Annotated in this window: 17 protein-coding genes; 13 read left to right on the top strand and 4 right to left on the bottom strand. The window is 63.0% G+C overall.

The window, feature by feature from the left end; all coding sequences use genetic code 11:
* The first annotated feature begins 6 nt into the window (after positions 1 to 6).
* Positions 7 to 1,056, top strand: coding sequence for a CaiB/BaiF CoA transferase family protein (locus EP237_RS09625; RefSeq protein WP_127560540.1), 1,050 nt, complete (start codon positions 7 to 9; stop codon positions 1,054 to 1,056).
* Positions 1,057 to 1,072: 16 nt separating this feature from the next.
* A complete protein-coding gene (locus EP237_RS09620) occupies positions 1,073 to 1,813 on the top strand; it encodes an enoyl-CoA hydratase/isomerase family protein (protein WP_127560538.1) in 741 nt (246 codons plus the stop codon).
* Positions 1,814 to 1,966: 153 nt separating this feature from the next.
* On the opposite strand, the gene EP237_RS09615 is transcribed toward EP237_RS09620, so the two are convergent.
* The 3 genes from EP237_RS09615 to EP237_RS09605 are packed head-to-tail and all read right to left on the bottom strand — an operon-like array spanning position 1,967 to position 6,294.
* Complete coding sequence (locus EP237_RS09615; protein ID WP_127560536.1) at positions 1,967 to 3,193, bottom strand: efflux RND transporter periplasmic adaptor subunit; 1,227 nt, start codon at positions 3,191 to 3,193, stop codon at positions 1,967 to 1,969.
* A gap of 6 nt (positions 3,194 to 3,199) precedes the next feature.
* Entirely contained in the window at positions 3,200 to 5,566 is a 2,367-nt protein-coding gene (locus EP237_RS09610) for an ABC transporter permease (protein ID WP_206052274.1), read from the bottom strand.
* Positions 5,560 to 6,294 (bottom strand): ABC transporter ATP-binding protein, encoded by a 735-nt coding sequence (locus EP237_RS09605; protein WP_127560534.1) that lies wholly within the window; start codon positions 6,292 to 6,294, stop codon positions 5,560 to 5,562. The genes EP237_RS09610 and EP237_RS09605 overlap by 7 nt, the downstream gene beginning before the upstream one ends.
* A 142-nt stretch (positions 6,295 to 6,436) precedes the next feature.
* Between EP237_RS09605 and EP237_RS09600 the strand changes: the two genes are divergently transcribed.
* From EP237_RS09600 to EP237_RS09550, 11 genes are all read left to right on the top strand, one after another.
* Complete coding sequence (locus EP237_RS09600) at positions 6,437 to 7,102, top strand: Crp/Fnr family transcriptional regulator (protein ID WP_127560532.1); 666 nt, start codon at positions 6,437 to 6,439, stop codon at positions 7,100 to 7,102.
* Between the two features lie 169 nt (positions 7,103 to 7,271).
* Complete coding sequence (locus EP237_RS09595; protein ID WP_164744677.1) at positions 7,272 to 8,159, top strand: helix-turn-helix transcriptional regulator; 888 nt, start codon at positions 7,272 to 7,274, stop codon at positions 8,157 to 8,159.
* A gap of 184 nt (positions 8,160 to 8,343) precedes the next feature.
* Positions 8,344 to 9,249 (top strand): Hint domain-containing protein, encoded by a 906-nt coding sequence (locus EP237_RS09590; protein ID WP_164744676.1) that lies wholly within the window; start codon positions 8,344 to 8,346, stop codon positions 9,247 to 9,249.
* Between the two features lie 65 nt (positions 9,250 to 9,314).
* Positions 9,315 to 10,268 (top strand): Hint domain-containing protein, encoded by a 954-nt coding sequence (locus EP237_RS09585; protein ID WP_127560526.1) that lies wholly within the window; start codon positions 9,315 to 9,317, stop codon positions 10,266 to 10,268.
* Between the two features lie 322 nt (positions 10,269 to 10,590).
* Positions 10,591 to 11,340: a Hint domain-containing protein gene (locus tag EP237_RS09580; RefSeq protein ID WP_164744675.1), complete on the top strand. Its 750-nt coding sequence runs from the start codon at positions 10,591 to 10,593 to the stop codon at positions 11,338 to 11,340.
* Between the two features lie 168 nt (positions 11,341 to 11,508).
* Entirely contained in the window at positions 11,509 to 12,408 is a 900-nt protein-coding gene (locus EP237_RS09575; protein WP_127560522.1) for a Hint domain-containing protein, read from the top strand.
* A gap of 192 nt (positions 12,409 to 12,600) precedes the next feature.
* Entirely contained in the window at positions 12,601 to 13,032 is a 432-nt protein-coding gene (locus EP237_RS09570; protein ID WP_127560520.1) for a YeeE/YedE family protein, read from the top strand.
* A 4-nt stretch (positions 13,033 to 13,036) separates the two neighbouring features.
* Positions 13,037 to 13,474: a DUF6691 family protein gene (locus tag EP237_RS09565; RefSeq protein WP_127560518.1), complete on the top strand. Its 438-nt coding sequence runs from the start codon at positions 13,037 to 13,039 to the stop codon at positions 13,472 to 13,474.
* Between the two features lie 36 nt (positions 13,475 to 13,510).
* The gene (locus tag EP237_RS09560; RefSeq protein ID WP_127560516.1) at positions 13,511 to 14,395 is read left to right on the top strand and encodes an MBL fold metallo-hydrolase; all 885 of its coding nucleotides are present in this window, start codon (positions 13,511 to 13,513) and stop codon (positions 14,393 to 14,395) included.
* Between the two features lie 23 nt (positions 14,396 to 14,418).
* Positions 14,419 to 16,092 (top strand): bifunctional protein tyrosine phosphatase family protein/NAD(P)/FAD-dependent oxidoreductase, encoded by a 1,674-nt coding sequence (locus EP237_RS09555; protein ID WP_127560514.1) that lies wholly within the window; start codon positions 14,419 to 14,421, stop codon positions 16,090 to 16,092.
* Positions 16,093 to 16,197: 105 nt separating this feature from the next.
* Positions 16,198 to 17,937 carry a SulP family inorganic anion transporter gene (locus tag EP237_RS09550; RefSeq protein WP_127560512.1) on the top strand — a complete coding sequence of 580 codons (1,740 nt, stop codon included), beginning with the start codon at positions 16,198 to 16,200 and terminating at the stop codon, positions 17,935 to 17,937.
* On the opposite strand, the gene EP237_RS09545 is transcribed toward EP237_RS09550, so the two are convergent.
* Entirely contained in the window at positions 17,938 to 18,381 is a 444-nt protein-coding gene (locus tag EP237_RS09545) for an RrF2 family transcriptional regulator (RefSeq protein WP_127560510.1), read from the bottom strand.
* Between the last annotated feature and the right edge of the window lie 152 nt (positions 18,382 to 18,533).

Raw genomic sequence — 18,533 nt, 5'->3', positions numbered from 1 at the left:
GACGGGATGAGCGAAACACAGCGCGGCGGGCCACTCGCGGGCCTGAAAGTGGTGGAAATGGTGGGGCTTGGCCCCGGACCCTTCGCGGGCATGCTGCTGGCCGATATGGGGGCCGAGGTGGTGGGCATCGACCGGCCCGGCGGTGTCTCGATCAACCTGCCGCATGATATATGCCGACGGGGCAAGCGGTTTCTTGAAGTTGATGTGAAGACCCGCGCGGGCCGCGCCGCCGTGCTGGACGAGATCCTGACCGCCGATGTGCTGATCGAAGGCAACCGCCCCGGCGTGATGGAACGGCTCGGGCTCGGGCCTGATGATTGCTGGCAGGCCAATCCGCGCCTTGTCTATGGCCGCATGACCGGATGGGGGCAGGAGGGGCCGTTGGCGCAGGCGGCGGGGCATGATCTGAATTACATTGCCTTGGCGGGCGCGCTGCACCCGATGGGGGAGCCGGACGCGCCACCGCCCGTTCCGATGAATCTGGTGGGCGACTATGGCGGCGGCGCGATGTTCCTGGCCTTTGGCGTCATGGCCGCAGTCTATGAGGCGCAGCGGTCGGGCCGGGGGCAGGTCGTCGATGCGGCGATGGTCGATGGGGCGTCGCTGATGATGAGCATGTTCCATTCCCTGCGCGCCTCGGGCTGGTGGGCCGAGGAGCGGGGGGCGAATTTCCTCGACGGCGGGGCGCATTTCTATGGCTGTTATGCCTGCTCGGACGGGTTGTTCGTCTCGGTTGGGGCGATCGAGAAACCCTTCATGCAAGTGCTGATCGACAAGGCGGGGCTGCCTGCGGATTGGCTCGACAAGCATATGGACCGGGCAAGCTGGCCCGCGCTGAAGGCGGAACTGGCCGCGCTCTTCGCTACCCGCACGCAGGCCGATTGGTGCGAGTTGCTGGAAGGGACGGACGCCTGTTTCGCCCCGGTCCTGCCGTTCTGGGAAGCGCCGGATCATCCCCATGCGCTGGCACGAAAGGCGTTCATTCGGCGCGAAAATGTGATAGAACCGGCCCCTGCGCCGCGTTTTTCGCGGACGAAACCCGATTTGGCGAAATAGATATGAAGGAGATTTGATGACCAGAATTCTTTGCGAAACATTTGATACTTATGCCATTTTGACACTCAACAAACCTGCGCGCCGCAATGTTCTGGGCACGCAGACCGCCTTGGACCTTCAGACTCATCTGGCCGCTTTGGCCGAGGATAACGCCATCCGTTCGGTCATTCTGACCGGGGCCGGGAGAGGCTTTTGCGCGGGCAGCGACCTGCGGGAACTGGCGGCGCTCGACCGGGACGGGCGGGTGGCGCATGAGGCGGCGACGGCCGCTGCGGTGCGGGCGATTTCGGCCCATCCCGTTCCGGTCATTGCGGCGGTGGAGGGGCATGCCCTGGGCGGTGGCTTCGTGCTGGCCACGGCCTGCGATCTGGTGGTGACGGCGCGCTCGGCCAGATGGGCGATGCCGGAAGTGCCCAAGGGGTTCTTTCCGCCCTGGGGCATGGCCCCCCTGCTGGCGCGGGTTAGCCCGGCGCAGGCAAAGCTGATCGTTTTGGGCGTCGAAGAGTTCAACGGCGAGGATGCGGTGAAGGCCGGGGTGGCTGACCGGCTGACCTGGGATGAAAAGGCGCTTGAGTCCGCCAAGGGAGCAGCCATGCGCATCGCCATGCTGCCCGAAAGCGCCGCGCGCAAGGTGAAGCGCTTCTTCGGTCCCGATATGGCGGCGCAGGCCGAGGCGATGGATGCCGAGGCGAGCACGCTTTTCGCGGAAGATTGCGATGGCCCTGCCGCGCAGGACACGTTCCGACGGTTCCGCTGACCTGCAACCGGGGAGGTCTGTCGTCCCGCGCGGGCCTGTCTCATGCCTCTGGGCCAGACATGGGTCTGTGGCGAAGCGGGTCACGGATCGCGGCCAGCCTGGATCGCAATGGCTATGCTCGCGTTCGAGCAGGCCGTCCCCGTGCAGCTTCGCTCAGTTCACCACCCGTTGCGCGACGGAATGTCCCTCGGACAGGGCCGCCGAGGGGTAGAGGATGACGGTCTCATTCTCCGACAGGCCGGACAGAACCTCTGCCTCGATGCCATTGTTGTGGCCGATCTCGACTGCCCGCGTGATCGCGGTGCCGTTTTCCACCACGAAGACGGCCCACCCGCCGGACGCCCGAAACAGCGCGGCTGAGGGCACGATCAACGCGTTTTCATCCTCCCAGACCACAATACGCAGTTCAACGCGGAAGCCATGGCCCAGACCCTCCCGGTCCTCACCGGGACCGGTGAAATCGACCTGCACATTCACGCGCTGTTCCTGCACCCCGAGCGCCGAATATTGCGTGGTGCCGAACGGGTCGATTCGGGTCACGACACCGGGCAGGGGGACCGGCTGGCCCCAGTTTTCGATGATCACCCGGTCGCCGGGGCTGACCTGAACCGCATCGGTGGAGAGCAGCGCGACGGAAACCGCCAGATCGCCCTCGATATTTCCGATCTCCATGATCGGCGTGCCCGCGCCAAGGGTGGTTTCGCTTTGCTGGATGACTTGCAGGATGGTGCCATCGGCAGGCGCCATCAGTGGAATGGCGTGGTCGTCATTGGCAATCGCGCCCCACAGCCCCTGATCGTCAAAGCTGATCAGGCGGGCCTGCGCGATGTCGAGATCGGCCTCTCGCATCGCAATCGCGGCCTCGGCGGTGTCGACGGTGGCGTCATCGGCGCGGGCGGCGCGTTCGGCCCGGTCCAGCGCGGCCTGAGAAACGGTTCCGCTTGCGGCGAGTGTGCGGGTCCGCTCCAGATCGGCCTGAGCAAGTTCCTGATTGGCCAGTGCCGCGTTGCGGTCGGCCTGCGCCACGCGCAACGCCGCCTCGGCGGCCGCAACGGCGGCGCGGGCCTGTTCGCGCGACGAGATGTCGAGTGCGGCGGGGTTCAGCGGCTCCATCACCGCGACCTGGGTTTCGCCGCGCGTCACGGGATCGCCCGGCTCCACCTCGACCCGCAGCAGCCGCCCGGCCACGGGGGTGGAGACGACATAGGCATCGCGGACCTGTGTGCGGCCTTCCTCGTCGATGGTTTGCATCATGGGCCCACGCGTCACGGTGCCAAGATCCACCAGCGTCGGTTGCGGCCAGAAGGCGGCGGTCAGGGCGCCTGCCACGATGACAATCGCGCCAAGGGTGAGGGGCAGTCTGGAACGTCTGCGGGCCATGCGGAATTATTCCCTCGTTTTCAGGGCCAGGACAAGGTCGGCCTTGTCGATCTGGCGTTTGACCATCCAGCCGGAAAACACCGCCGAGGCCAGCACGGCAACGGCTGCCGTACCAATGGAACTGGGGTCGGGATAGGCGGAGACCTGGTAGATGTCGTTGGAAAAGGCCTCGCTGACCGCCCAGGCCAGACCGAAGCCGAAACCGGATCCGATGGGGATCGCGAGCAGGGTGACGACGACCAGTTCGCCAAGCAGGACGAAGCTGACCTCGGCGCGGGTGAAGCCTACGACCCGCAGGCTGGCAAGATCGCGGGCGCGTTCGGCATAGGCGATGCGGGCGGCGTTGTAGACCACGCCAAAGGTGATCACGCCTGCAATGAAGGCCATGACATAGCGCACCGCGCCTGCGCCGGTATCCATGATCCGCTGAAACGCTTCGCGGCTGTCGGATTTCAGACTGACCCCGGCGATGGTGGGGATGTCGTTCAATCGCTCGAAAATGTCATCGGAAAGGGAGGTGTCGATCCGCAGATATGCGCCCGACACCCGCCCCGGTTCGCCGATGGCGCGGTTCATGGCGGTCAGTTCCATATAGGCAGGCGCGCCCATACGGGTTTCGGCGATGCCGACAACGGGCAGGTCCAGCACCTCTTGACGGCCCTGCCGCATCTCGACGCTCAGCCGGTCGCCCGGCTCGATCTGAAGAATGCGCGCCAGGGCCGCGCCAAGGATCACGCCGTCCTGACGCATGGCGATTTCGCGGTCATCGCTGTCGAGCGCCCGGAACAGGCGCGCGTCCGGCACCAGTCCCGAAAGCGCGCCCTGATAGCTGTGCAGCCCGTTGCGGAAGACCACGGGGACATGGCGGATCGGTTCCACCTCGATCACGCCCTCCATTCGTTGCAGAGCAAAAATCGCGCTCTCGCTGACCGCATGGGTGAAGCTGACATTGAGATCGGAGCGGTCGGCCACGGAAAACGTGTGTTCGATGGTGCCGTCGAAACTGGCCATCAGGGAAATCATCGCCACCGACAGGCCCATGCCGCAGGCAATGCCCACGGTGCTGCCCGCCATGCGGACAGGCTGCCGGGTGATCCGCCGCAACACCATGCGCGAGGGCTGGTCGAGAAACCGGTTGAAAGCCGCGCCGATGCGGCCGGTGCGCGAATAGTCGGCCGGGGCGGGGGGGCGCATGGCTGCGGCGGGCGTCAGGCGGAAGACGCGGGCCAGCACCATCAGCCCGCCAAGAGAAGCCACCAGCATCGACAGACCCACGCCCCAGATCAACGCGGCGGGGTCGATGCGGAAGACCAGAAAGGGGAACTTGTAGAATTCCAGATAGACCTGCACCTGCAAGCGGCCTGCGAGGATGCCGAGCAAAGCGCCGATGACCGCGCCACCCCCTGCGATCACCAGCACCATGCGCAGGTAATGCAGGGCCACTTCGCGGTCGCTATAGCCGAAAGCCTTCATCAGCCCGATTTCCTCGCGTTCGGACTGGATGATGCGGGTCATGACGATATAAAGCAGGAAGGCCGCAACCCCGAGGAAGATGGGCGGCACGGATTTCGACGTGGCGCGCAGGCCCGCGATTTCCTCGGTCACGAAGCGGTCGGAGCCGTGATCGGCCAGCCCGTAGGCGCCAAGACCGCCATAGGGGTCGAGGATGCGATCCACGGCGGCCAGAACCTCGGCCTCCCGCGCGCTGCGGCCAAGGGTCAGAAGTGCCTCGTTGAACGCGCCTTCCATGTCATAGGCGGCGGCGAGGGCAGAGCGGCTCATCCAGATCACCCCGAAACGGGCATCGTCTGGAATGATCTCGCCCGGCGCGGCGACGTAGAGAAATTCGGGCGCCTGCGCGAGGCCCACGATACGGAAATGCCGCCGCGCGCCGTTCATCGTGGCCGACAGCCGGTCGCCCGGATGCAGATCATGGGCGGCTGCGAAGCTTTCCAGCAGCAGGATCTCATCCTCCTGCCGCGTGTCCAGATGGCGGCCATCAACCAGCAGGTAGCCATTCACGGGCGGTTCCCCGCGGTCGGGCAGCGAAATCGCCTGCGCCTGAACGGGCAGGGCGCGGGTGTCCACGTCGATCAGCGCACTGCCGGTGACCCGGCCATAGGCGGCGGTGACGCCGGGGATTTCTGCCAGGCGCTCGACCAGATGGTTGGGCGCGCGGGCGGCAGGGGCGAAGACCTGCGCCATGCGGTAGCGGTCGTAATAGGCGTCGCGGGTTTCCTGAAGCGAGGTCACCAGCCCGGTCTGCATGACGAGCAGCAGCACCCCCACGGCAATCACGGCGGCAATCGCGGCGGCCTGTCCCTTCATGCGCCACAGGTCGCGCCAGAGCTTATGGGTCAGCGGGCCTACCAATGGATGTCCTTCGGGTCGAGCTTGGTGTCATTGAGCGTTACGTCACGGATTGCGCCATCGGCAAAACTGATGACCCGGTCAGCCATCGCCCCGGTTGCCGCCGCATGGGTGACGATCAGCACCGTGGTGCCCAGTTCCTGGTTCACATCGCGCAAGACCCGTAGCACCTCTCGCCCGGTGGTGGAATCGAGCGCGCCCGTGGGTTCATCGCAGAGCAGCACCGTGGGCCGTTTGGAAATCGCGCGGGCAATCGCCACCCGCTGCTGTTCGCCGCCCGAAAGCTGCGCGGGAAAATGGGTGATGCGGTCTGTCAGCCCGACCAGAGAAAGCGCCTCCGCCGGGGTCATCGGATCGCGGGCGATTTCCGTCACCAGTTCGACGTTTTCCTCGGCGGTCAGCGACGGCATCAGGTTGTAGAACTGAAAGACGAAGCCCACATGATTGCGCCGGTATTGCGTGAGCTCCTTGTCGCTCATCGCGGTCAGCTCCTCCTGACCGAAAAACGCCTGTCCCTCGCTGGCGCTGTCCAGCCCACCGAGGATGTTGAGCAGCGTGGACTTGCCCGACCCTGACGGCCCCAGCAGAACCACGAATTCCCCCGCCGGAATGGTCAGATCCACGCCGCGCAGCGCATGAACGGCGGCCTCGCCCTCGCCATAGGTCTTGGTGAGACCCCTTGTCTCGAATGCGGCGTGTCCAGCCTCTATGCTGCGTCTTGAGATGGGCATGGTCCACCGTTATCTGAGAAGGTGTCGGTGCTGCCTTGACTATGATCAAGCCGGGGGCATTCGGCTAGTCCCGCCGGAAAGGCTTGACGCGGCGTTCCGCGGGGGCAGACTTGGCACGGTCAATGAGGGAAGGCCCAGAGAGATGAGCGAAGACTGGATTTCCCGCTTTCAGGGGCTGTCCCGATTGCCCGAGCGCATCCGGAGCATTCTGGATGCCCGCTCGACCGTGATCACGATGCCCAAGGGCACGGTCATTTTCGGCCCCGGCAATTCGCCGGAAAACCTGCTGTTTCTTCTGGATGGCACGGTGCGCGTGCAGCAACTGTCGGAAAACGGGCGGGAGATCGTGCTTTATCGTGTTCAGGCGGGCGAAAGCTGTGTCATGACCACGGCCTGCCTGCTGGCCTATGAGGATTACAGCGCCGAGGGCGTAGCCGAGACCGACATCAAGGCCGCCGCGATTCCGCGCTCGGTGTTCGACGACCTGATTTCCCAGTCCAAGGAGTTTCGCACCTTCGTCTTTTCGGCCTATTCCAAGCGGATCACCGACCTGTTTCACGTCATCGAGGACATCGCCTTTCAACGCATGGATATCCGGTTGGCACAGAAGCTGCTGGACCTGAAGCAGGGGCAGACGGTCAAGGCCACGCATCAGCAACTGGCCGCCGAACTGGGCACCGCACGAGAGGTGATCTCACGCCAGTTGTCGGAGTTTCAGCGCCGCGACTGGATCAAGCAGACGCGCGGAAACGTGGAACTGCTGGACGCGGCCAGCATTGCGAAACTGGCGCAGTCCGAGGCCTCCTGATCAGTGTCGGTTGCAGGGGGAGCCGTAAGCAATGCGCGGTGCCCGGCTGCCAGCCGTATGGGAGCGACCAGCCACCACATGCGCGGTGTCTTGAAGCGCGGGGCGTCCTATGAGACTCTTCCGTTTTTGACCCCAAACGCATTTCGAAAACGCAATGGGCCCAGATCAGATGAGGATCCCTTTGACCCAGAGTTCCGAGTTGAATGCCGCACCCTGCACGGTTCTTCCGCAGGATATTCTTACCTTTGTGACGGCCCTGAATGAGACGGCCACCTCTGAAGAGGTCTGGCAGCTTTTCGTCGATCTGGCGAAGCGCAAGGGGATCACGCTTGTCGATTACGTGATCGCCACCGATTACCAGAACTGGCAGAAGGTTCAGTTCATCCGCACGACGATGGATTCCAGCTGGATCGATTTTGCCAATACCGACACTCGGGTGCGGCGCAAATCGACCTTTCGGCTGCACTCGATCAACCGTCTGGAACCGGTCCTGACCGGATACGAGTATCACGACCTCATGCACAACATGGATGAGGAGCGGGCCTTTCTGCTGAAACAGACAGCCGAGAAATATGGCGGGCGCAGCGGCATTGCGATTCCCATGCGGATGACCGATCCGGGGCAGGCCGCGCATATGATGCTGGCCGCCGATCTGCCTAGGGCTGTGTTCGAGGAGTTGATGGCGCAGCACGGGTGGGTGCTGCATGCCTGTGCGCTCTATGCCCATATCCGGCATATGGAGCTGTTCAAGACCGAATTCATGGAACGCAACAAGCTGACCGAGAAGCAGCGCGAGATCGTCGAATCCGTCGGGGCGGGCATGACCGACAAGGAGATTTCGGCCCGGCTTGGCGTGTCCATTTCAACGGTTCGCCAGAGGATCAGCGCCCTGCAGAGCAAGACCGGCTGCCGCAATCGTGCCGACCTTGCGGCCCTGGCGATGCGGATCGGCCTGGTGCCCGATCCGATGACCCGTGCCCATCAGAACGAGCTGACCGTGTTCCTGAGTACCGGGGACAATCAGCAGGGCACGGAATATGCAAGAAATGACACATAATATCTGACACATAAGAAAAGCCACGTTTGGTCTGCTTTCTGCCTGCGGTAGCACATTGCCAGCGCATGGGGGCAGGTGTCCGCGCTGACGGTTCTGGTTATCGAGTGCCTGCCCTTCAATTTCATTAATCACGACTGCCGCCCGCATGCGGAGGGTCGTTTTATTAAGGGCACCGAGCAACTCCATGGCAACTTTCGACGTACCGGCCAACACCATCGTCACGATCTACAACGCCACAACGGGGGCATTCGTGGCTGAAGGCCCGATTTCCAGCTTTGCCGCCTTTTCTGTGTTCGATGGTAATCCGCCAACGGACACGACCTTCACGATCAGCGAGTCGCTGACCTATCAGCTTGGGGCCTCGACCCAACCGGCCAGCTTCGATGGAAACCTCCAGTTCTCAGGGCAGACATATCCGGTGTTCAGCACATCGAGTTTTGTCTACGTCATCGGGGCGGAAGTCAGCGGCAGCTATCCGGACACGTCGACCTTCATTACGACCACCACACCGTTCACGGTCTGTTTTGCGGAAGGCGCATTAATCTCGACCCCTCTGGGGGAGCGCGCGGTGGAGACCTTGGCCATCGGAGAACATGTTTGCTGCGCCGACGGGCGCGAGGTTCCTGTCAAGTGGGTGGGTCGCCAGACTGTCTCTACGCGCTTCGGCCCCGCCGAGCGTCTGATGCCGGTGCGCTTCGCCGCCGGGTCTTTGGGTGACGGGCTGCCGCATACGGACCTGACCGTCACCGCCGACCACGGGATGCTGGTAGAGGGCGTCATTTGCCACGCGGGCGCGCTGGTGAATAGCACGACGATCACCCGCGTTCCGCTGGAGGAGATGGGCGAGACCTACACCGTCTACCACATCGAGACCGAGGCGCACGAAATCATCATCGCCAATGGCGCGCCCTCTGAGACCTTCATCGACAATGTCTCACGCCGGGTCTTCGACAATTACGCGGAGTTCGAGGCGCTCTATGGCGACGTGCCAGAGATGGAAGAACTGCCTCACCCACGCGCGATGTCGGCACGACAGGTGCCGCTCGAGATCCAGTGCGCGCTTGGATTGCGTCAACGCAATCTGGGTTGACGTCCACTGATCTGCGCCGCGCCTGTGCTGGCCGGTGTGTTCCCCGATTACAGGAGTAAACCCCCTTGCCCGATATCACCTACCAATCCGGCGGCTGGCTGGCCATCCAGGCCAGCGACGTCACCGTGACCGGCCCGAACTTCATGAATAATCTGGGCGAACCGGGAACCCAGTTGACCTGGAGCAACTCCTTTGCCCAGGGCGGCACCTTGGATGTGACGGATACGAATGGGGACGGGCAGTTGAGCGCTGGCGTTGACCCGTCCGCCCCTGGTTTCACCTTCTCTGGCTACACGGTCAGCGCGAACGGTTTGGACTTTCCCATTTTCACCAATGCCAGCAACACGTTCTTCTATATTGCCGTCGATGACGTTTCGGCCTTCAATAATGCCGTGGGGTCTAGCGGGACATCGAATGTTTATCAGAGCACGGCAAGCGGCCCCAACCTGTATCTCTGCTTCGCGGAAGGGACTGCGATTGCGACCCCTGGCGGAGAGGTCGCGGTGGAAACCCTGGCGATCGGCGACAGCGTGGTGACCGCTGAGGGCCGCAGCGTTGCCGTCAAATGGATCGGGCGGCAAACGGTGATGACCCGCTTCGGCCCCGCCGAACGGCTGATGCCGGTGCGCTTTGCGGCGGGGTCTCTGGGTGGGGGGCTTCCCAATATGGATCTGACGGTGACCGCCGACCACGGGATGCTGGTGGAGGGCGTCATCTGCCACGCGGGGGCTCTGGTGAACGGCGAGACCATCACCCGCGTGCCGCTGGAGGAGATGGGCGAGATCTACACCGTCTACCACATCGAGACCGCGGACCACGAGATCATCCTCGCCAACGGCGCACCCGCCGAGACCTTCATCGACAATGTCAGCCGCCGGGTGTTCGACAACTACACGGAGTTCGAGGCGCTCTATGGCGACGTGCCCGAAATGGAAGAACTGCCCTACCCCCGCGCGATGTCGGTGCGGCAGGTGCCAATGGCGATTGCAGCACGGCTTGCCCCGCGCCGGGTGGGATGAGTCTGCGTGGCGCGATCATGTCTGAAGCCCTGGGCCGAATTACCGGACGCGGCCTGTCCGTCGGCACTCTGGCCGGACGGAATTTCCGCGCGGTGCAAAGGTTTTGGGCCATAGCGCCAGCGGGGCAATCAAACACTCGCACGTACCGAAAGCAGCCATGCTCGCGCCCTTGCACAGCACAGCCAGAGCTTTCCTTGCAGCATAGGAAGAGGACACAATGCCGGATCTAATTTATGTGCAGACAGCCAATTACAGCAACACAGGCACGCTTCTAAATTCTCAAGGGGGCGGGTCATTCAGCGATTCTGACGGCGAACTGGTCGTGAACGACGTTCTGTTCGGCGGGGTGTCATCCTACGAGGGCACCGTGGACATCGGTGGCATCATCATGCCGGTAACCTTCGTGACGCTGTTCGGGGCCAACCAATACCTGATCTATAATCCCGGCCCCGCGAGCGTAACCTTTCCCGCCAGTCTGCCCACGATCACCCCGCAGACCTACAGTTTCTGCTTTGCGAAGGGCACGCTGATTTCCACCCCCGAAGGCGAGCGTACCGTTGAGGCGCTGACCATTGGCGACATGATCGAAACGGCAGAGGGAAAGCCGGTCGCGGTGAAATGGATCGGGCGGCAGACGGTTTTCCCGGCCTTCCTGCCAGCCGCCCGCCTGGGTCTGGTGCGTGTGGACGCCGGCGCGCTCGGCCCCGGATGCCCGGCCCGCAGCCTGACCCTGACCGCCGACCACGCGCTGCTGATCGAGGGTGTGCTTTGCCATGCAGGCGCTTTGGTGAACGGCACAACGATCACCCAGGTTCCGCTGTCCGAGATGGGCAATAGCTACACCGTCTACCATATCGAGACAGAGGCGCATGAAATCATCCTTGCCAATGGCGCGCCCGCCGAGACCTTCATCGACAATGTAAGCCGCCGGGCCTTCGACAATTTCCCCGAGTTCGAGGCGCTTTATGGCGAGGTGCCTGAAATGGAGGAACTGCCTTACCCCCGCGCGATGTCGGCACGGCAGGTGCCTGCGCGCATACTGACTTGGATTTCTCGAGCCTCGGCTGCCTGACCACTGCGTCGGAATTTGTCGTCGTGACCAGAACGCCGGATCGCTTTCGAGCATCGGGGTCAGAGGTCTTGTGCCGTGTGTTGAAATCGGTCAGTCTCCCCACGTTCAGGTGCCAGGGTCATCTTGGCGCAGTCGATCTTTTTGACGGTTTTCTGCAGGAGTAGCGGTATGGCTGACCAGTCTTTCTCATATATCGGTCAATACGAGGCATCAGGCGGTCTCATTCTTAATATACCGTTTGGCGGCACGCTGGATGACGGCGCGGGCGGCAACACATTCGACACAGGCGATACCAACATGGTCGACGGGCTGTTCCTCGGGGAGCCGGGCGATGCCTTTGTCGGCACGTGGTCGGATGGCACCAACACGTTCATTGTCTGTCTCGACGCGTCTTCAGGCGATCATTACATGTACGGGCCAGCCGCGCCTATCGGCGGGTTCCCCGCAACCTTCGCTGCAATGCAGGCTGATGCCGGGTGGTCCACTGGGTCGGTTACCGTGCAATGCTTCGCTGCTGGTACCAAGATCGTCGGGCCGAACGGAGCTGTCGCCGTTGAGCGGCTGGAAATCGGTGATCTGATCGCAACGGCAGCGGGCACATTATGCCGTGTAAAATGGATCGGCCACCAGACCGTCATGACCCGCTTCGGTCCCGCCGAGCGGCTGCGCCTCGTGCGCTTTTCTGCCGGGGCTCTGGGTGATGGCCTGCCGACTGCTGACCTGACCGTGACCGCCGATCACGGGATGTTGGTGGATGGCGTGATCTGTCATGCCGGGGCATTGGTGAATAGGACGTCGATCACCCGCGTGCCACTCTCCGAGATGGGCGAGACCTACATCGTCTACCACATCGAGACCGAGGCGCACGAGATCATCCTTGCGAACGGCGCTCCTGCCGAGACCTTCATCGACAATGTCTCCCGCCGTGGTTTCGACAATTACGCGGAGTTCGAGGCGCTCTACGGCGACGTGCCGGAGATGGAGGAACTGCCTTACCCCCGTGCCATGAGCGCCCGGCAAGTGCCGGAGCGGATCCGGGCCAGACTGAGCCCCGCCTGCGCGGCCTGATCCCACCCTTCCTTTCTCTTTTCCAAGCGGCTGCCCTGCTTTGGTGACATCGTCACTGAAGCAGGGCAGTCTGCGTTGTAGACAGACGACAAGCTTCACAGGTGAAGTTCACAGGAAACAGCGAACAAGGCCAGCAAAACAAGGGGCGTATGCGCGATTCTCCCCTCACTGGTCTGAAGGAGACAGGACGATATGGAAACCGAATTCACACCTTTGGCCAGCACCATCGGCGGCGTGCTGATCGGCACCGCCTCGGTGCTGCTGATGCTGACCCTTGGCCGGATCATGGGCGCGACCGGCATTCTGGCCGGGTTCTTCAGCCCCGCGTCCCGCGAAGACTTCTACTGGCGCGCCGCCATCCTGGCCGGGATGGTCACCGGTCCGCTGGTCTACTTTGCGCTGATGGGGCAGATGCCTGCCGTCGAGGTGCCGGTGTCTAAGCCGATGCTGCTGGTCGGCGGCTTCATCGTGGGGATCGGCGTGACCTTCGGGTCGGGCTGCACCTCGGGCCATGGGGTCTGCGGGATGGCGCGGCTGTCGCCCCGGTCGATCTCGGCCGTGGCCACGTTCATGGTCTTCACCGGCCTCACCGTCTTTGTCCTTCGCCACGTGATTGGAGGCTGAGCCAATGCGGATCTTCGTTGCATATCTCATCGGCATCGTCTTCGGCCTCGGGATCTCGATCTCGGGCATGGCGAACCCGGCCAAGGTCATCAACTTCTTCGACGTGGCGGGCACCTGGGACCCGAGCCTGATCTTTGTCATGGGCGGGGCGGTGGTGGTGACCTTCCTCGGCTACCGCTTCGTTCTGAAACGGCCCATGCCGCTGTTTGACCGGCAGTTCCTGCTGCCCGGCTCGAATGTCATCGACCTCAAGCTGCTTGGCGGGTCCGCCGTCTTCGGCATTGGCTGGGGCATTGCGGGCTTCTGCCCCGGTGGCGCGCTGCCTGCCCTTGGCACCGGTCGGATCGAGGTCGTTCTCTTCACCATTGCCCTTGTCGCGGGGATCTTCGCGGCGCGAGCACTGATGCATTTCCGCCGTCCTACGGCCCCCACGCAGGCCTGATCGGCTTTGCCACACCAGTTATCGGAGGATACAATCATGTCGAACTACCCCATCAAGATGGACGTCAAACCCCAGGTCGATGCCTTCTTCGACCCCGCCACCAACACGATCAGCTATGTCGTGAAAGACCCGAGCTCCAATTCCTGCGCCATCGTCGATTCCGTCATGGATATCGACTATGCCGCCGGTCGGATCACCTATGATCACGCGGACGAGCTGATCGCCCATATCGAGAAGAACGATCTGAAACTGGAATGGATCATCGAGACCCATGTCCATGCCGATCACCTGTCCGCCGCGCCCTATATCCAGAACAAACTGGGCGGCAAGATCGGTGTGGGCGACAAGATCATGGTCGTGCAGGACACGTTCGGCAAGGTCTTCAACGAAGGCACCGAGTTCCAGCGCGACGGCAGCCAGTTCGACAAGCTGTTTGTCGAGGGCGACACCTACATGATCGGCAATATGCAGGCTTTCGCCATGTATACCCCCGGTCACACCCCGGCCTGCATGGTGCATGTGATGGGCAATGCCGCCTTTGTGGGCGACACGCTGTTCATGCCCGATGGTGGCTCTGCCCGGGCCGACTTCCCCGGTGGCGACGCGGGTACGCTTTATGACTCGATCCAGAAGGTGCTGGCGCTGCCCGACGACATGCGTCTGTTCATGTGCCACGACTACGGTCCGAACGGCCGCGACATCGCGTGGGAAACCACCGTGGGCGAAGAGAAGGCGCACAACATCCATGTGGGTGGCGGCAAGACGAAGGAAGAATTCGTCAAGTTCCGCACCGAGCGTGACGCGCAGCTTGACATGCCCAAGCTGATCATCCCCTCCTTGCAGGTGAACATGCGCGCGGGCGAGGTTCCGACCGACAAGGACGGCAATCCGATGCTCAAAGTGCCGGTCAACGCGCTGTAAGACCGGACAGGGAAGGGACAACCATGGAAATCAAGACCATCAACGCCACGATCTCGGTCAGTCCGCAGATCAGCGCGGCAGATGTACGCCGCATCGCTGATCAGGGCTTTCGGTCGATCATGTGCAACCGCCCCGATGGAGAAGGCGCGGACCAGCCGACCTTCGAGGAGATCGAGGCCGCAGCAAAGGAGGCTGGTCTTGAAATCCGGTATCTTCCCATCGTCGCGGGCCGGGTCACGGATGACGACGCGTCGGATTTCGGCCGGGCCCTCGACGAGATGCCAAAGCCCGTCTTCGCCTACTGCCGGACCGGCACCCGGTCAGCGACGCTGTGGTCGCTGAGCCAGGCCGGCACGGTGCCGCTGGCCGATATCATGGCCTCGACCAAGGCGGCGGGCTATGACATGGCGGGCGTCGTGCGGCGCATCGTCAATGGTGGCAAGACGCCCACGGATCGGGCCGATGCAAGCTATGACGTGGTGATCGTGGGCGGCGGCGCGGCGGGCATTTCAGCCGCATCTTCGCTCAAGACCCGCAAGCCGGATCTGGAGATCGCCATCATCGACCCGGCCGATATCCACTACTACCAGCCCGGCTGGACCATGGTGGGCGGCGGTATCTTCGAGGCCGCCGACACCGCCAAGACCATGGGCAGCCTGATCCCGAAGGGCGTGCACTGGATCAAATCCGCCGTCGCAGCGTTCGAGCCGAAGGACAACGCGGTCATCCTCGATGGCTGTCGCGTGGTGGGCTACAAGCGGCTTGTCGTGTGTCCTGGCATCAAGCTTGACTGGCACAAGGTCGAAGGGCTGGTGGACACGCTCGGCAGGAACGGTGTGACCTCGAATTATCGCTATGACCTCGCCCCCTACACGTGGGAACTGGTGCAGGGCCTGAAGGAGGGCCGGGCGCTGTTCACGCAGCCGCCGATGCCGATCAAATGCGCGGGCGCGCCGCAAAAGGCGCTGTATCTCTCGGGCGATCACTGGTTCCGCAATGGCACGCTCAAGAATATCGACATCCAGTTCATGAATGCGGGCGGGGTGCTGTTTGGCGTCAAGGACTACGTTCCGGCGCTGGAGAAATACATCGAGAAATACAATGCCGACCTGAACTTCTTCCACAATCTCGTGTCGGTAGATGGTGATGCGAAAAAGGCCACCTTCAAGGTCGCCAAGCCCGATACCGATCCGACCGAGGTGACGGTGGAGTTTGAGATGATGCATGTCTGCCCGCCGCAGACCGCGCCGGATTTCATCCGCGTCTCGCCGCTGGCCGATGCCGCCGGATGGGTCGATGTGGATCAGGCCACCCTGCGCCACAAGACCTATGACAATATCTGGTCGCTCGGCGATGTGATGAACGCCCCCAATGCCAAGACGGCAGCGGCGGCGCGCATGCAGGCCCCCATCGTGGCGCAGAACCTCGCTGATGACATCGACGGGAAGTCGCCTTCGATGATCTATAACGGCTATGGCTCCTGCCCGCTGACGGTGGAACGCGGCAAGATCGTTCTGGCTGAGTTCGGCTATGGCGGGGCGCTGCTGCCGTCCTTCCCGAAATGGCTGATCGACGGCACCAAGCCCTCTGGTCTGTCATGGTTCCTGAAGGAAAAACTGCTGCCACCCGTTTACTGGAAGGCCATGCTGCGTGGCCGTGAATGGATGGTGAAACCCGAGAAGGTCAGCGCCAGCTGATCCTCCCGATCTCTTGACCCTCGTGCCCTGACCGGCGCGGGGGCCTTTCGGACCCGCCGGGATGACGCCCGGGCGGATCTGCTGACTATTTCCGAAAGGTGCGCAATGCTCGCCCGATATCTGCCCATTCTCGACTGGGGCCGGAGCTACAACAAGCAGGCCCTGTCGAATGACCTGATCGCCGCGGTGATCGTCACGATCATGCTGATCCCGCAATCGCTGGCCTACGCGCTGCTCGCTGGCCTGCCGCCCGAGATGGGGCTTTACGCCTCGATTGCGCCGATCATCCTCTACGCCATCTTCGGCACCTCCCGCGCGTTGGCCGTGGGGCCGGTCGCGGTGGTCTCGCTGATGACGGCGGCCTCCATCGGCCAGATCGCCGAGGCCGGGACGGCGGGCTATGTCATCGCGGCGCTGACGCTTGCGGGGCTGTCGGGGGCAATCCTGCTGGCCATGGGCGTTTTCCGGCTCGGGTTTCTGGCGAATTTCCTGTCGCATCCGGTGATTGCGGGCTTCATCACCGCCTCGGGCGTGATCATCGCGGCGAGCCAGTTGAAACACATTCTTGGCGTCTCTGCGGGCGGTCACAACCTGTTGGAACTGGTGGAGTCACTTTGGCATCGCCTGCCAGAGACGAACCCCTACACGCTGGCCCTTGGCGTCACGGCTACGGCGTTCCTCTTCTGGGTGCGCAAGGGGCTGAAGCCTGCGTTGCGCAAAATGGGCATGTCCCCGACGCTCGCCGATGTGGCGGCCAAGGCCGGGCCGGTGGCGGCGGTCGTGGTGACGACGCTGGTCGTCTGGCTCTTCGGTCTGAACGGGCAGGGGGTCGCCATTGTCGGAGAAGTGCCGCAAAGCCTGCCGCCCCTGACTATGCCGTCTTTCGATCTGGACCTCATTCGCGCGCTGGCTGTGCCTGCGCTTCTGATCTCGGTCATCGGATTTGTGGAATCCATTTCCGTGGCGCAGACGCTTGCCGCCAAGAAACGCCAGCGCATCGACCCGGATCAAGAGCTGATCGGGCTTGGTGCGGCCAATATCGGCGCGGCCTTTACCGGTGGTTTCCCGGTCACGGGGGGCTTTTCCCGCTCGGTCGTGAACTATGACGCGGGGGCCGAAACCCCTGCCGCCGGGGCCTATACCGCTGTTGGCTTGGCCATCGCCGCCCTCGCCCTGACGCCGCTGATCTTCTTCCTGCCCAAGGCCACGCTGGCGGCAACGATCATCGTGGCGGTGCTGAGCCTTGTCGATTTCTCGATCCTGAAAAAGACCTGGGGCTATTCCAAGGCCGATTTCATCGCCGTTGCCGCGACGATTGTTCTGACCCTTGCCATGGGGGTGGAGGTCGGCGTGTCGGCAGGTGTGCTTCTGTCCATCGCGCTCTATCTCTACAAGACCTCGCGACCTCATATCGCCGAGGTGGGCCTGATGCAGGACGGGTCCGAGCACTTTCGCAATATCAAACGCTACGAGGTGCTGACCCATCCGGCGATGGTCACGCTCAGGGTGGATGGCAGCCTCTACTTCGCCAATGCGCGCTACCTGGAGGATTACATCCTCGACCGGGTGGTGGGATGCGACGGGATCAAGCATGTGGTGCTGATGTTCTCGGCGGTGAACGAGGTCGACATGTCGGCGCTGGAATCGCTCGAAGCGATCAATCACCGGCTGGCCTCCATGGGCATCGCACTGCACCTGTCCGAGGTGAAGGGCCCGGTCATGGACCGCTTGAAGCGCGCACATTTTCTGGAGGAACTGACCGGCAAGGTGTTCCTGTCGCAATATGCGGCGATGTCAGAGCTGGGGCCGGTGGTCGGGAAGGCCGCCCCGAACGCGGCGGAGTGATCAGCAGGCGGGTTCGAGCGACAGCAGTCGTTCGAGCCCGGCATTGTTGCAGGTCAGATCGCTCAGCGTGACGCGATCAAGCGAGGCGTAGAACGCCTCCAGCGCCGTATTGAGAGAATTGCGCAGTTTGCAGACCGGTGCGATCGGGCAATGATTGTCACGGGCAGAAAAGCACTCCGCAAAAGGGGTGTTCGCCTCGAAGGTGCGGAAAACACGCCCGACGCTGATCTCCTCGGGGGGCAGGCGCAGGCGGATACCGCCGTTGCGGCCGCGGATCGTCTCGATGAAACCGGTCTGCGCCAGCTGGTTGATGACCACGCCCAAATGCGCCTCGGACGCGCCGGTGGCTTCCGCGATCTCGGCCTTGCGGACGATCTTGCCGGGGTTCACCGCGCAGGTCATCAGCGCGCGCATGGCAATATTGGTTCTGACGGTCAGACGCATCTGCAATAGTCCTTTTGCTGCGTGGACCATAGGTGGAAACGCGAAACGCACCTTGATCCAGATCAGAGAGCGCAAAACCTGCGGTTGATAAACATGTGGGTGAGATTCGTGTTTGACGCGGATCAGCGCAGGGCAATTCTCTCCCGGCCCGG

The organism is Nioella ostreopsis, from assembly GCF_004000255.1.
In the GTDB taxonomy this organism is placed as follows: Bacteria; Pseudomonadota; Alphaproteobacteria; order Rhodobacterales; family Rhodobacteraceae; genus Nioella; species Nioella ostreopsis.
This window is presented reverse-complemented; position numbering and strand designations above follow the sequence as displayed.

Coding starts and splice junctions, on each gene's coding strand:
- EP237_RS09625 (WP_127560540.1), top strand. CDS start 7: ATGAGCGAAACACAGCGCGGCGGGCCACTCGCGGGCCTGAAAGTGGTG.
- EP237_RS09620 (WP_127560538.1), top strand. CDS start 1,073: ATGACCAGAATTCTTTGCGAAACATTTGATACTTATGCCATTTTGACA.
- EP237_RS09615 (WP_127560536.1), bottom strand. CDS start 3,193: ATGGCCCGCAGACGTTCCAGACTGCCCCTCACCCTTGGCGCGATTGTC.
- EP237_RS09605 (WP_127560534.1), bottom strand. CDS start 6,294: ATGCCCATCTCAAGACGCAGCATAGAGGCTGGACACGCCGCATTCGAG.
- EP237_RS09600 (WP_127560532.1), top strand. CDS start 6,437: ATGAGCGAAGACTGGATTTCCCGCTTTCAGGGGCTGTCCCGATTGCCC.
- EP237_RS09595 (WP_164744677.1), top strand. CDS start 7,272: ATGAGGATCCCTTTGACCCAGAGTTCCGAGTTGAATGCCGCACCCTGC.
- EP237_RS09590 (WP_164744676.1), top strand. CDS start 8,344: ATGGCAACTTTCGACGTACCGGCCAACACCATCGTCACGATCTACAAC.
- EP237_RS09575 (WP_127560522.1), top strand. CDS start 11,509: ATGGCTGACCAGTCTTTCTCATATATCGGTCAATACGAGGCATCAGGC.
- EP237_RS09570 (WP_127560520.1), top strand. CDS start 12,601: ATGGAAACCGAATTCACACCTTTGGCCAGCACCATCGGCGGCGTGCTG.
- EP237_RS09565 (WP_127560518.1), top strand. CDS start 13,037: ATGCGGATCTTCGTTGCATATCTCATCGGCATCGTCTTCGGCCTCGGG.
- EP237_RS09560 (WP_127560516.1), top strand. CDS start 13,511: ATGTCGAACTACCCCATCAAGATGGACGTCAAACCCCAGGTCGATGCC.
- EP237_RS09555 (WP_127560514.1), top strand. CDS start 14,419: ATGGAAATCAAGACCATCAACGCCACGATCTCGGTCAGTCCGCAGATC.
- EP237_RS09550 (WP_127560512.1), top strand. CDS start 16,198: ATGCTCGCCCGATATCTGCCCATTCTCGACTGGGGCCGGAGCTACAAC.
- EP237_RS09545 (WP_127560510.1), bottom strand. CDS start 18,381: ATGCGTCTGACCGTCAGAACCAATATTGCCATGCGCGCGCTGATGACC.